The sequence below is a fragment of the Aeromonas sp. Y318-1 genome (genome assembly GCF_027706125.1).
GTDB lineage: Bacteria > Pseudomonadota > Gammaproteobacteria > Enterobacterales > Aeromonadaceae > Aeromonas > Aeromonas hydrophila.
Map to the genome: position 1 here is coordinate 41,011 of NZ_JAPDCM010000011.1, position 13,788 is coordinate 54,798.

The window sequence follows — 13,788 nt, forward strand, 5'->3', positions numbered from 1 at the left end:
AATCACCCGAGCCTTAAATAGCGGCATCATAAATAAGGGTTACATTACCTTTATAAGTGCTGCCCGGATATTCCATCATCAAGGCCAAGACTGGTTCCTGAACTTTAAATATGATGCTTCGCTCTTCATTTATGAAATATGGGCCTCGTAAACTTGCTGAGAATAATTTCTTGACGCCATGTTTCAAGGGAATCTCTTCTTTGGATTTATTTACATAAATCACATCAAGTCTGACTTGCATCCCGAGCCTTTCATTATTCAGCATACAGACTTCACCAATGGCATACTGGCAGTTCAGCCAGACATTAAAATCTGAACTACTCCATAGTCGATATGGTAACTCCGCAATCAAATAGGGAGGAATACGTGATTTCCCACGATAAATCCAATCATGCCATCCACCAGGAGGTTGCAACACGACTTTGTCACCACCAGGAGGAAACTCTACCTTTATTTGATGTTGAACTTTTAATGTCAATTCTATTATCAGTTGATTATCTTCATATACCCCATTACCAAGATCGATATCTTTATTTTGGCCTACAGAGAGAATTATTGAACCGGTATAAATTCCATTTGGCATTTTCAGCGGAGAAGGAGGTGTTATTTTAAATCCAAAAAACATCGCTTGTATATCAGATGTACCATCCACAGACAGGCCTGTATAACAAGATTTCCCCCCAACATCTCCCCATAATACGATCCAAGAGGTTAGATTAATATTGCCTGCAACCTCTCGTTCAAGATATCGGCACCCCCCCTTAGGGTTTGTAAATGCGGTATTATAAATTTTCCAGCCATCATTTGGATTGACAACAGAATCAAAATGCACTCCTAACTTATCAGGCTTAAATAAAACCGAGAACTGTTGCCCTTTATCAGATGTAATAATCATGGTTTTGTTTCCCAACGAACCTAGGGAAACAAAAGAATCTCTTGTATTTGAAAAATCCCTTTTCACATTTCGCTTTACTTTAGTTTTTAATGAAAACAACAAGCTATCAAGTGACATTACACCGCCACTACAGGATGAAAGCCACATTCCCTCACTGGTTTTCACACATTTTGTAGTGCTAACAAAGGTTCCATTATCAGCCTCATAGACTGCAGGCTTATATTCAGCAGTCACTTTAACGACTGCAGCCTGACATGGAAATCCAAAGAGCAAGCCTGCTATTAACCACCAATATCCGTACATCGCACCAGCTCTCATTATCTCTTCCTGCTCAAGCACTTATTGACTGGCCCAGGCCTGGGCACTGCAGACCAGATCACCCAGTAACAACACAGCCTGTTGGCGTTCGGCTCGGGCCGTGTCCAGCGCCAGATCGCACTGCTGTGCTCCCTGATATTCCACCTGCAAGCTGGGATTGCGTTCGCTCATCTCCACCGCAAAGAAGCCATCGGCCTCGCTGACTGTGCGGCCCGCGTGGTTGACCACCATGGCGCCTCTCAAGGGATCGCCCTTCTCATCCAACAATCGACCGATGACGGTGACTGTCTGCATGACCCTGACTTTGTGATAGGCCACCCCCCCCTTGTTGAGATGATAGGGCAGCACGTTGGGGCGAATGCTCACCGAGGGCGCATCGTGCTCTGCCAGATCCAGCTGCACGGCGCCACTGCGATAGGCGGCAACGGGTATCAGGTTGCGACCGGGCCGCAACTTGATATTGCTACCCTGATCGTCATCGGCGCGCAGGGTCAGCTCGGGCATATCGGACTCCAGGTCCACTATCATGCCCGCCTCGTACCCTTGCGATTGACCTGTCATGGTCAGGCTGCCGTCATCGCCAAACGCCAGGGTACTGTCGAGGTTGAGCCCCCCGCTCAGCGCACGGTTATAGGAGGATGATTGCAGGTGGGCATCACCACTGACCAACTCCTCCTGAAACCTGGCGTAGCCTGCCGTGCCGACGCCGTAACTGTCGGTAGTCAAATTGGCCCCCACGCTCTGCAGTGCGCCCCACTCCAACTGTTGCTGGTACCCGAGGGAGGCGTTGCGCTCCTGCCCACCGGAGCGAGAGGTTCGACTGCCGATACCGATGGCCAGTAGGCTACGCTCTCCTCCCAGATTCATGCTCAGGGAGAGCATGCCACCCCTGTCCCTCGCATGATCGGTACTGATGCTACCTGGCCGGTCAAACACTGTCAGATTCCAGCTCACTGTTTGACCAAGCAACTCTCCGTTGTAACGCCAGCCCAGATCGGCCCCCAGCCCCCGCCCCACCTGGTGTGCCAGATAAAAGTTGGCAGAGTGGCGCTCATCGAGCCGCTGCTGCAACGACAGGTTGCTCTGCTTGAGGTCACGGCTCTCCTCCCCCATTTGCTCATGCTGGCGCTGCTGCTGGTGGCTCAGCACCAGGCTGCCTTCGCCATAGTGATACAAGGCCTGCAGATCGAAGCCGCTGCCGAGCGCCTGGGTCGCCATCAGGTTGCCAAACAACCGCCACTGTTTATCCAAGCTCCAGTCGGCAGAGAGACCATGCTGCCAGCGCTGGTCGATATACTGGCTGGAGGCCCCGACTACCACCGAAGGGGTGAGCAGATGGTTGAGCATGACGCCGCTGCTCAGAGGCCGGGCCGTGTCCTCCTCCCAGTTGCTGAACAAGCGGGTCTGCTGGCCCACAAACAGGTTGAAGCGCCAGCTTTCATCCGGGTTTTGCCAGTTCATCGGCTTGTAGATCATCTCTCTGCGCCGCTCGGTCACCTGACCATCTTCCAGCACACGCAGCTCCACCTCGTAGATGCCGGTGGGCAGCACTTTGGTATCCAGCGCCTGCAAGCCGGAGAGCACCTGCTGCGAGTTGATGAGCTGCCCATCTCGATAGATCTCGACCATGCCGGGTCGGCTCGGGGTGACATAGACAGGTGTGGTACTGGCCTGGCCCTGTTCTATCAACAGGGTGTCGGAGTCACCCAGCATGACCCCCAGCACGGTCGGAGTGCCGCCGCCAAACAGGGTGGGCTGACGCACCAGCCCCTGGGCATAGGGCGAGAAGTAGCCCAGCCGATAGAAATGTCCTGTACCTTCGTGTTCGGCATAAAGTTGCTGCACATGATGCTGAGCCGCCTGCCCGCTGCCAGACTGGCTCACTTCTCCCTCCAGCAGCGGAGTCCACTGTCCTATGCTGCCCTGTGCCATCAGGTTGTAACGGCCACTGCGCTGATCCCCTTCCCCCTGGGTCAGGTTCAACTGGTGACGTAACAAAGCGCCATAGCTGCCCCCACTGGGCAGGTTATGATAACGGGTCAGCGGCTGCCCCTTCTCGGCACCGGCCGTCAGCACCGACAATTGGGAGTTCTCCAGGCTGTACTCCAGCGCCAGAACCTCGTCTGTGCACAGATTCTGACATGGGCCCAGTCGATGGGATGCCGTCAGCACCTTGCTCCAGCGCTGGCGGTCCCGTTCTTCCAGCTCGCTCTCGTGGCTGTCAGTCAGAGCCAGCAGTTGTACACTGGTGTCTTTGCCCAACACTATCTCGCCTTCCCCCAACAACTGCCCATCCACCAGGATGCGCACCGCCAGCGGGACGCCGAAGAAGTGATCGGCAAAACCATCAGGCAACTCTTCTGCTTGTTGCAGCAGATCAAGAGGTTGTGCGACGCGCCCCCCTGTTGTGGCCCAGGCCGGTACGCACAATACAACCAGGAGCAACAGGAAAGATAAATACGGCACGACCTATCTCACTCTTCTAAGCGCAGACAAAAAGGCTCCCCCGATACAGGGAGCCTCCATCAATCGGCTTATGCGCCGCCTTTAGGGGCTTCCGATTCAAATATCATGTTGACTACCCCCTGGTAGTTGCCTGGCTTGTAGCCAGCGACCGGGGCATCCGCCGGGATCACTTCCAGCCCCAGCAACTTGCCGGTCTTGGCATCATCAGCCTTCATTACTTCAACGGAGGTGGTCGACAGGGCGACGCCACCGATTTTGACAGTCAGTGCGATGTTGTCGTTGCCGCTGGCCATCACGGCCGGGTTGGTCAGGTAACCGGTGATGGCACCTATGGTGCTCTTGGCATCCAGCTGTTTGCTCAGCTTGTCCAGCTTCTTGGTATAAGGGTTGTAGGCCAGCTTCTGCGGCGTGCTCATCCAGTTGTCCCCGCCGGTCGGCTGTACATAGAAAGCTTCGGTCGGGATCTGGGCGGTCACAGTGACCTGATGCTCAATACGTTCAGCAGCCATCAGATTGGCCGACACAAGCATGGCCAGGGGCGCAGCTATCCATACTTTCATTACTCTCTCCTCTCTCGGATATAAGAAACATCAGTGACCAATCACCATGTTTCTGCTCTTGTCACCCTCAATCAGTTCAAACCGGTAAAGGTGATCGCTCTTTTTCATCAGTTGCTTCTGCATATTTGGCAACAGATGGATCTTGCTTGGGGTGGAACAGTTTTTTTTCCGCCCATCACACTCTTCAAAAAAATCCAGCACTATGGTGGCGTTACCCTTATTCACGACTGTCGTCATGGTGTCCGTTTTTATAAACTGGGTATCAAACCGACTCTTTGTTGGCATCACAAAAATAATGGCGCCAAAGCCTGTCAATATATTTACCCCGGCTGAGACTTGCTGCTGTTCCTTCTGAACCGAATTGGCATCCAAATCGAAGCCATCCTCCTGCTTTGGCAACACAGGAATAAAACGGACCCTGAAATAGCGCTCCTTGTCCCGCTCACCCATAAACAGCAGCCGGGTCGCCTGCACCCCATTGGCCGGAATAATCATGCGGGAGGGGCTGGCAATCAGTGTTCTACGCCCCTCGGTTAACTCTGCCGACTCCTGCGGCTGGCCAGCCGTATCGTAGGTTATTTCGTGAATGGAGACTTTTACAAAGGCGGTAGCATCACCCTGATTACGAATACGCTTTAAATAAGTACTCTGCTGGCCAGACATATAGTCATAGAGCGTACCTATACTGATTTCAGCCGATGCCAGCGCATTGCCACTGAATATCAGCGACAAGATAAAGAACATTTTTTTCATGACAATTCCAGACTGGGTTCCACATGCCAGATTTTTATTTATCAAAAAAAATACAAGCTGGCTGCATATCACTGGAGCCAGTCTATTTAGAACCCGAGGAGAAGTTAATCAGAATAGTCCTATATTGACTTTACAAATTCAGCTGCATTATCGGACAATTCCTACAGAGCATTAACCCATCTCTCCTGTATTATCCGCAGCCATATCCGTCAACAGGTGAGTGCCGTGTTTGCATTTCAAGAAGAGTACCCAATAAGTGACATGGCAAGCATCGCGGTGGCCGATCTTGCCGTGCCCTTCTATCAGCCGATCATAGGTCGGGATCATCAGGTCAAGGGTTATGAGGTGCTGGCCAGACGCTGGGAGCCGGCCCAGCAGAGCTATCAGGGCATCGACTTTGCCTCCCTCAGTGAGGAGCAATCCCTGCATCTGGACATCGTCATGCTCAGGGCCATCATGCGGGATCTGCCGACCCTGGCGCAGGCCGGACCCTATTTTCTTTCCATCAATCTCAACCCGACCCTGAACAGCCCCACCTATCAGAACCTGTTGCTGCTGGTGCTGATGCAGGCGCGCAAGCTGGGGATCGAGGTCTGGTTCGAGGTGCTGGAACAGGCCCCACTGCAGCGGCAGCACAGGGCACTGATCGAGGTACTGCGCAGCCACGGTGCCCATATTGCCTGCGATGACTTCGGCACCCTGGAGTGCAACTTCCAGCGCATGCTGGCGCTGCCCTACGAGGTCATCAAGCTGGATCGCTCCCTGCTGCTGCAAGCCAGCAAGACGCCCCATGCCCTGCGCATGCTGACCGGTCTGGTGGAGTACCTGCAGCGGCTCGGCATGAAGGTGGTGTGCGAAGGGGTCGAGACCCTGCAACACATCGAGATCGCCAACCGGCTCGGTTGTGACTATCAGCAAGGCTACGCCTACGCCATGCCCTCCCCCCTCTCTCGCTGGGCCTGAACCGCCCCTTTTTTGACCGCCGACTCGCGCCGGGGACGTTCCCCTGCCAAATTGCATGATGCGGTGAGGGCGAGTACAATCTCGCACCCCGTTTATCCGGTGCATGCTGCTGCAGCCCGGATATGCCGTTATCGGGTCGCGCCGAGCGAGTATCCACTCCCGGCGCAGCTCAACCCATACGGCGCCATCAGGTGGCGCCGTCCTGATTTGCAATCAGATACGAAGAGTCCGCCATGTTTAAACCAGAATTGCTCTCCCCCGCAGGTTCCCTCAAGAACATGCGTTACGCCTACGCCTATGGCGCCGATGCCGTCTATGCCGGCCAGCCCCGTTACAGCCTGCGGGTGCGCAACAACGAATTCGATCACGAGAATCTGCAGCTCGGCATCAACGAAGCCCATACCCTCGGCAAACAGTTTTACGTGGTGGCCAACATCCAGCCCCACAACTCCAAGCTCAAGACCTTCATCCGCGACATGCGCCCTGTGGTGGAGATGAAGCCGGATGCGCTGATCATGTCCGACCCCGGTCTCATCATGATGATGCGCGAAGCCTTCCCCGACATGCCGATCCACCTCTCGGTACAGGCCAACGCGGTCAACTGGGCCACGGTGAAGTTCTGGCATCAGATGGGCCTGACCCGGGTCATCCTCTCCCGCGAACTGTCGCTGGACGAGATCGAGGAGATCCGCATGCAGGTGCCGGAGATGGAGCTGGAAGTGTTCGTCCACGGGGCGCTGTGCATGGCCTACTCCGGCCGCTGCCTGCTCTCCGGCTACATCAACAAGCGTGACCCCAACCAGGGCACCTGCACCAACTCCTGCCGCTGGGAGTACAAGGTGCACGAAGGCAAGGAAGATGACGTGGGCCAGATCGTCCACCGTCAGGAGCCCATCGCCATCCGCCCGGACAACACCCTGGGTCTTGGCAAACCGACCGATGCGCTGGTGCTGCTGGAAGAGTCCAACCGCCCGGGCGAGTACATGAGCGCGTTCGAAGACGAGCACGGCACCTACATCATGAACTCCAAGGATCTGCGCGCGGTCGAGCACGTCGAGCGACTGACCAGGATGGGCGTGCACTCCCTGAAAATCGAAGGCCGCACCAAGTCCTTCTACTACTGCGCCCGCACCGCTCAGGTCTATCGCAAGGCGATCGACGATGCGGTAGCCGGCCGGCCGTTTGACCGCAGCCTGATGGGCACCCTCGAAAACCTGGCCCACCGCGGCTATACCGAGGGCTTCCTGCGTCGTCACAACCACAGCGAATACCAGAACTACGACTACGGCTACTCCGTCTCCGACACCCAACAGTTTGTCGGCGAGATCACCGGTCGCAACGGTGACATGGTGGAAGTCGAGGTGAAAAACAAGTTCCTGGTGGGCAACAGCCTGGAACTGATGACCCCGCAGGGCAACCTCAGCTTCAATCTGGAGCAGATGCAGAACCGCAAGGGCGAGCTCATCGACACCGCGCCGGGCAACGGCCACGTGGTCTATGTGCCGGTGCCGAAGGAAGTGGACGTTGACTACGGCATCCTGCTGCGCAACCTCGGTGAGCGCCAGGATACCCGTCAGCCGCACTCGGCCGCCTGAGATGGCACTGCTCATCACCGACAAGTGCATCAACTGTGACATGTGCGATCCCGAGTGTCCGAACCAGGCCATCAGCCTCGGCGAGGAGATCTACGAGATCGACCCCAGTCGCTGCACCGAGTGCGTCGGTCACTACGAGAAGCCGACCTGCATCAGCGTCTGCCCCATCGACTGCATCATCTGGGATCCCGCTCACGTGGAAACCGAAGATCAGCTGATGGAAAAGTTTGTACGGATGCACCGGCAGTAACCTCGGCATCAGCATCTGCTCTACATGGACGGCACCCTCCGGGATCCCGTCCATATGGTGGAAACCGAAGATCAGCTGATGGAGAAGTTTGTGCGGATGCACAGGCAGTAAAATATCGGTAATCCGTAGGTCGCTGACGACACATAAAAAAAGCCCCGCATGCGGGGCTTTTTGACGTTTGGCGCTCACGGCACCTAGACGTATTCCATGAAGACCCGGGAGGTGAGCTTGGTGATGAGCTCGTAGGGGATGGTGCCGATCTGGTCGGCCACCCGCTCTACCGGCAGCCCTTCACCCCACAGCACCGCCTCATCACCGGCCTTGTCGGTGGCGCCGGGGCCGAGGTCCACCGTGGTCATGTCCATGGAGACCCGACCCACCAGCGGCACGATGCGGCCGTTGACCAGCACCGGCGTGCCGTTGGGGGCCATGCGTGGATAGCCGTCGCCATAACCGATGGCGATGACACCGAGTCGGGTATCGCGATCCGACACCCAGTTGGCGCCATAGCCCACCGGCTCGCCCGCCTTGTGATCCCGCACCGCGATCAGTTGTGTCTTGAGGGTCATCACCGGCTGCAGGTCGTAATCGGCCGCCACCGTGTTGGGGAAGGGGGAGACGCCATAGAGGATCACGCCGGGGCGGATCCAGTCGCAGTGGGAATCCGGCCAGGCCAGGATGCCCGCGGAGTTGGCCATGGCCCGCTCGCCCAACAGCGGCGCGGTCAACTGGCTGAACAAGTCTATCTGCTCGCGAGTCGTGGGCTGCTCCAGCTCATCGGAGCGGCTGAAGTGGGTCATGATGTTGAACGGTTGAACCACGTTCTTGCACCTGGCGAGCCGCTCGATAAAGGCGGGCATCTCGTCGGCCCGTACGCCGAGGCGGTGCATGCCGGTGTCGAGCTTGAGCCAGGCCACCACGGGGGCAGGCAGATCCGCCTGCTCCAGCGCTTCAAGCTGCTCCCAGGTGTGCACCGCAGTCTGCAGGTTGTTGGCCGCCAGCACCGGCAGGTCGGCCGCGCTGAAGAAGCCTTCCAGCAGCACGATGGGCTTGACCACCGCGCAGGAGCGCAGCATCAGCGCCTCTTCGATGCGGGCCACCGCATAGGCATCCGCATCCACCAGGGTGCGGGCGACCGGCAGCAGCCCATGGCCATAGGCGTTGGCCTTGACCACGGCAATGATCTTGCATTGGGGGGCGTGGCGTTTCACCACGGCGAGGTTGTGGCGCAGGGCCGCGGTATTGATTTGGGCGATAGCCGCTTTCATCTGTTTTCCCTTACGAGGGCATGATAACGCGCGAACGCGCCAGGCACCGGGGGGTGTCAGCCCTTAATTGTCATCGTCTAAGGCCGGACCGGCAGAATTGTCGAACCGGGAAAACTGTTTCTGGATACCGGGAGCAGGCTCCCGGCTTACTTAGTAGTCATCATCAAACGCCGGGCCCGCGTAGTTGTCAAAGCGCGAGAACTGGCCCTGGAAGGTGAGGCGTACCCGGCCGATGGGACCGTTACGCTGCTTGCCGATGATGATCTCGGCGATCCCCTTGTCGGGACTGTCGTCGTGATAGACCTCGTCGCGGTAGATGAACATGATCAAGTCCGCATCCTGCTCGATGGAGCCCGATTCCCGCAGATCCGAGTTGACCGGGCGCTTGTCGGCCCGCTGTTCCAGGCTTCGGTTGAGCTGGGAGAGCGCCACCACCGGGCACTGCAACTCTTTCGCCAAGGCCTTGAGGGAGCGGGAGATCTCGCCGATCTCCAGGGTCCGGTTGTCAGACAGCGCCGGCACCCGCATCAACTGCAGGTAGTCGATCATGATCATCGAGAGGCCGCCGTGCTCACGGGCGATACGACGGGCGCGAGAACGCACGTCGGTCGGGGTGAGGCCGGAGGCGTCATCGATGTACATCTTGCCCTTCTCCAGCAGCAATCCCATGGTGGAGGAGAGCCGCGCCCAATCCTCGTCGTCGAGCTGACCGGTCCGCACCTTGGTCTGGTCGATGCGCCCCACCGAGGCGAGCATACGCATGATGATCTGCTCGGAGGGCATCTCGAGGGAGAAGATCAGTACCGGCTTGTCGGCGGTGAGCGCCGCATGCTCGCACAGGTTCATGGCAAACGTCGTCTTGCCCATGGAGGGACGGGCGGCGACGATCACCAGATCCGAGCGCTGCAGGCCGGCGGTCATCTTGTCGAGATCACCGTACCCGCTCGATACCCCGGTCACGCCGTTGTGGGGCGTCTTGAACAGCTCTTCAATCTTGTCGACGGTCTGCTCGAGAATAAGCTTGAGCGGCTGGGGCCCCTCGTTGGCGCTGCTGCGCTGCTCGGCAATCTTGAATACCTTGCTCTCGGCCAGGTCGAGCAGATCGCCGGAGGTGCGCCCCTGCGGCTCATAGCCTGCTTCGACTATCTCGTTGGCGACCGAGATCATCTCCCGCACTACCGCCCGCTCACGCACGATCTCGGCGTAGGCACTGATGTTGGCAGCACTCGGGGTGTTCTTGGCGATCTCCACCAGATAGGCGAAGCCACCGGCCTCTTCCAGCTGTTCGGAGCGCTCCAGCTCCTCCTGCAAGGTGATGAGATCGATGGGGTTACCCGCATTGGAGAGGCGGGTCATGGCCTGGAAGATCAGACGGTGCGGGCGGCTGTAGAAATCCTTGTCGATCACCCGTTCGGCGACCCGATCCCAGGCCTCGTTGTCCAGCATCAGGCCGCCCAGTACGGACTGTTCGGCCTCAAAAGAGTGGGGAGGTACTTTCAGCTGTTGTGTCTTGGCGTCTTTTTTCGCCGTCACTTGCTCTGCCATACACATAAAAACCGCAGCGGGAAGGGGACGGGAATTTTACAAAAGAAACCCCGTCATCGCGAGTGCAAATGCACGCTATTCACTTCTGTCAGCCACAACCGCCCTCCTGATGGTTGCTGGCGCCGCCTGTCGATGAAATTCGTTTCGCATTCATACCATCATGAAGGGCCAGACCAGGGTCTGATCCTGCGGTTTGGCTCTCGCCTTATTGCGCAGCTTGCGCTCCTTGCGGCTCGGTCGTCGACTTTTCATGGCCTGTCTCCTCGCAACGCCCCCGATCGGGGCAATCTGTTCATGAATAATTCATGCCAATCATGTTAATCATAGTCGCAAGCTGCAATACAACGAGGGACAGGCAGCCTGCCATGCGCCTCGCTGAGCTTGCCAAAGCAGAGCATGCCCCACCCACTGATGAGAGTGAAAAGAGTCAAAATGAAAAAGATGCTGACCCTGTTTGCCGTGATCCTGGCCATTGGCCTGGGGGCACCCATTGCCGAGGCCAAGAAATTTGGCGGCGGCAAATCCTTTGGCAAGAGCTATAAAACGGCTCCGGCCCAACCGGCCGCCAAACCCGTCGACACCAAGAACCCCACCGTGGGCGCCCAGGCACCCAAGAAGGGCGGCATGATGGGCGGCCTGCTCGGCGGCCTGCTGGCCGGCGGTCTGTTCGCCTACCTGCTGGGCAGTGGCGCTTTTGAAGGTCTGCAAGGGATGGACTTCCTGCTGATCGCCCTGCTGGCACTGGGGGCCGTGTTCCTGATCCGCACCCTGCGCAAGGGCAAGATGGCGGCGCCACAGCAGCAGACGGCCTATGCCGGCTATCAGCCGCCCCAGCAGTTCGAGCAGAACCACAGCGCCCCGCAGGCCACCGGTTTTGCCGACAGCGACGTGCCGTTCCGCCTGCCGCCAGGTTTTGACATGAACGGTTTTCTGGCCGGGGCTCGCGATCACTACCGCACCCTGCAGGAAGCCTGGAACAAAAACGATCTGGAAAAGGTACGCGAGTACGTGAGTCCTGAGCTGTTTGAACAGCTCAAGGCCGAGCGTGCCGAGCTCACCGGTGAACAGCATACCGAAGTGATGTATGTGGACACCCAGCTGGTGCGTGCCGACTACGGCAGCGACTGGGCCCAGGTCAGCGTGCGCTTCAGCGGCCGCTACATGGATCGCCAGGAGCAGGTCGAGGAGGACATCAAGGAGGTGTGGCACCTCGAGCGCAACCTCGCCAAGGACAATGCCCCCTGGCATATCGTCGGCATCGAGCAGCTGTAAACGCGCTTTCCCTGCGATGACAAACAAAGGCGGCCTGCGGGCCGTCTTTGCTTTTTGGCATTTCCAACCCCCTGCGCCCGCCCATGCCGCCCCTTGTACCGGCTATGAGATTGAGGTGTGATTGTGTAGTATGACCGACCTTTTTTTGTTCAATTGACTCTTCATCGAGGCGTGGCCCATGGCTCTTCCTTTTCTGCGTCGCAGCAACATGCCTCGTCTCCTGGCCAGCCTGCTGTGCTGCGCCACCCTGATCCTCATCTCCCTCGTCACCCTCTACTGGCAGACCTGGTCGATGACGCGCCAGCAGGCCCAGACCGCCGCCGAACGCGCCATGACGCAGATCGACAGCGCGCTGCACCACTCGACCCTGGCGGCCAAGGCGGCGCTGCCGCTGGCCAGCCGTCCCTGCCGCGAGGTGGCCCGCGAGCTGCGGGTGCTGGTCGCCACCTCCCCCTATGTGCGCTCGGTCAATCTCTCCCGCAACGGCCGCCTCTACTGCTCCTCCATCTTCGACGAGATCGATCTCAAAGACCGGCTGCAGAACAGCCAGCACGAGCTGCTCAGGCTGGAGGCGGTCACCCAGCTCGGACGCAAACCGTCGCTGCTGTTCTACCACCTGAGCGAAGGGGATCATGCGGTGGTGGTCGCCATCAACCCCTATCATCTGAGCAAACCGTTGCAGTGGCATCTCGCCGGACGCCACAGCTGGGTACAAATAGGCAAGCAGTGGCTCGACCTGCAGGGCAAGGTGCACGATGGCCAACCGCCCAGGCTGCGGGGCTTCAATTACCGGCTCGACTCGGCCACCTTCGGCTACAGCCTCAACCAGGGGTTCCCGCTGAGTGCCGTGCTGGCCATGACCCTGCAAAAGCAGGGCAGCATGGTGCTGCTGATCCTGGCCCTGGGGGGGCTGGCCGGCCTTGCCACCTACCGCTGGTGGAGCCATATCTCGACCCCGACCCAGGAGCTCAGGCGCGCCATCATCAAGCAGGAGTTCGTGCCCTATCTGCAGCCCATCGTCGTCAGCCAGAACGGCCAGCTGCACGGCTGCGAGGTATTGATGCGCTGGCAGCACCACCGCCAGGGACTGATCCGGCCAGATCTCTTCATTCCACTGGCGGAGGAGAGCGGCCTCATCATCTTGATGACCCAGACCCTGATGCAGCAGGTGCGGCTGCAGTTTGCCCCCCACGCGGCGGCGCTGCCGCCCCGCTTTCACTTCAGCTTCAACATCTGTGCCCGCCACTGCCAGCAGCTGAGCCTGCTGGATGACTGCCGCAGCTTTCTCGCCGCCTTCACCGCCAACCCGATCACCCTGGTGCTGGAGCTGACCGAGCGCGAGCTCATCACCCCCAACCACCTCACCGAGCGGCTGTTTGAGGAGTTGCGGCAGATGGGGGTCAGGATCGGGCTGGACGACTTTGGTACCGGCCACTCCAGCCTCACCTATCTGCAGCAGTTTCACGTGGACTATCTCAAGATCGATCAGAGCTTCGTCGCCATGATCGGCACCAACGCCCTCTCCCGCCATATTCTTGACAGCACCATCAGCCTGGCGACCCGGCTGGGGCTGCAAACCATCGCCGAAGGGGTCGAGACCCAGGAGCAGGCCGACTTTCTGGTCGAGCGGCAGGTCGATTACCTGCAAGGCTACCTGTATGGCCGCCCGCTCACCCCGCAGCAATTTCTGCAGCAGCTGAGCCCCACTCCCGCACCTTGAAGCGCCCCTGACACCAATGGGGTTGCATTGACACCCATGCTGGCGGAAAATCCCCGCCGCGCCTTCCCCTGCTCTGCCAAATAGAGCAAACGTTTATTTGCTTTATTAATGTGCAGTAGCTCAAAGGAATCAGCTCTGTTTATTTCCAATTATTACTTTTTGCCTAGAATCGCCACACTCCTG

11 protein-coding genes and 1 pseudogene are annotated in these 13,788 nt (G+C 58.2%); 6 read left to right on the forward strand and 6 right to left on the reverse strand.

The window, feature by feature from the left end:
- Positions 1–13: 13 nt before the first annotated feature.
- From OKB87_RS16585 to OKB87_RS16600, 4 genes are all read right to left on the reverse strand, one after another.
- A complete protein-coding gene (locus OKB87_RS16585; protein WP_270828030.1) occupies positions 14–1,213 on the reverse strand; it encodes a hypothetical protein in 1,200 nt (399 codons plus the stop codon).
- Positions 1,214–1,234: 21 nt separating this feature from the next.
- Positions 1,235–3,568: a fimbrial biogenesis outer membrane usher protein gene (locus OKB87_RS16590; protein ID WP_270828031.1), complete on the reverse strand. Its 2,334-nt coding sequence runs from the start codon at positions 3,566–3,568 to the stop codon at positions 1,235–1,237.
- A 179-nt stretch (positions 3,569–3,747) separates the two neighbouring features.
- The gene (locus OKB87_RS16595; protein ID WP_041216421.1) at positions 3,748–4,239 is read right to left on the reverse strand and encodes a CS1 type fimbrial major subunit; all 492 of its coding nucleotides are present in this window, start codon (positions 4,237–4,239) and stop codon (positions 3,748–3,750) included.
- Between the two features lie 30 nt (positions 4,240–4,269).
- Entirely contained in the window at positions 4,270–4,992 is a 723-nt protein-coding gene (locus OKB87_RS16600) for a hypothetical protein (protein WP_270828033.1), read from the reverse strand.
- 225 nt (positions 4,993–5,217) lie between these two features.
- Between OKB87_RS16600 and OKB87_RS16605 the strand changes: the two genes are divergently transcribed.
- From OKB87_RS16605 to OKB87_RS23690, 4 genes and pseudogenes are all read left to right on the forward strand, one after another.
- Positions 5,218–5,955: an EAL domain-containing protein gene (locus tag OKB87_RS16605; RefSeq protein ID WP_065476044.1), complete on the forward strand. Its 738-nt coding sequence runs from the start codon at positions 5,218–5,220 to the stop codon at positions 5,953–5,955.
- Between the two features lie 233 nt (positions 5,956–6,188).
- Positions 6,189–7,550 (forward strand): prephenate-dependent tRNA uridine(34) hydroxylase TrhP, encoded by a 1,362-nt coding sequence (gene trhP, locus OKB87_RS16610; RefSeq protein WP_270828034.1) that lies wholly within the window; start codon positions 6,189–6,191, stop codon positions 7,548–7,550.
- Position 7,551: 1 nt separating this feature from the next.
- Positions 7,552–7,800 (forward strand): YfhL family 4Fe-4S dicluster ferredoxin, encoded by a 249-nt coding sequence (locus OKB87_RS16615; protein WP_005334896.1) that lies wholly within the window; start codon positions 7,552–7,554, stop codon positions 7,798–7,800.
- 42 nt (positions 7,801–7,842) lie between these two features.
- Positions 7,843–7,911: pseudogene (locus OKB87_RS23690) on the forward strand (YfhL family 4Fe-4S dicluster ferredoxin); the annotation flags it as partial.
- Between the two features lie 83 nt (positions 7,912–7,994).
- Here the strand turns inward: OKB87_RS23690 and alr are convergent.
- On the reverse strand, positions 7,995–9,068 hold the full coding sequence (gene alr, locus OKB87_RS16620; RefSeq protein ID WP_016349727.1) for an alanine racemase: 1,074 nt from the start codon (positions 9,066–9,068) through the stop codon (positions 7,995–7,997).
- 150 nt (positions 9,069–9,218) lie between these two features.
- On the reverse strand, positions 9,219–10,613 hold the full coding sequence (gene dnaB, locus OKB87_RS16625; RefSeq protein ID WP_011704946.1) for a replicative DNA helicase: 1,395 nt from the start codon (positions 10,611–10,613) through the stop codon (positions 9,219–9,221).
- Positions 10,614–11,045: 432 nt separating this feature from the next.
- Here dnaB and OKB87_RS16630 point away from each other — a divergent pair, with 432 nt between their 5' ends.
- Together OKB87_RS16630 and OKB87_RS16635 are read left to right on the forward strand one after the other, a co-directional pair.
- Complete coding sequence (locus OKB87_RS16630; RefSeq protein WP_270828035.1) at positions 11,046–11,885, forward strand: Tim44 domain-containing protein; 840 nt, start codon at positions 11,046–11,048, stop codon at positions 11,883–11,885.
- A 178-nt stretch (positions 11,886–12,063) separates the two neighbouring features.
- Entirely contained in the window at positions 12,064–13,605 is a 1,542-nt protein-coding gene (locus OKB87_RS16635) for a cyclic diguanylate phosphodiesterase (protein ID WP_270828036.1), read from the forward strand.
- Positions 13,606–13,788: the final 183 nt, after the last annotated feature.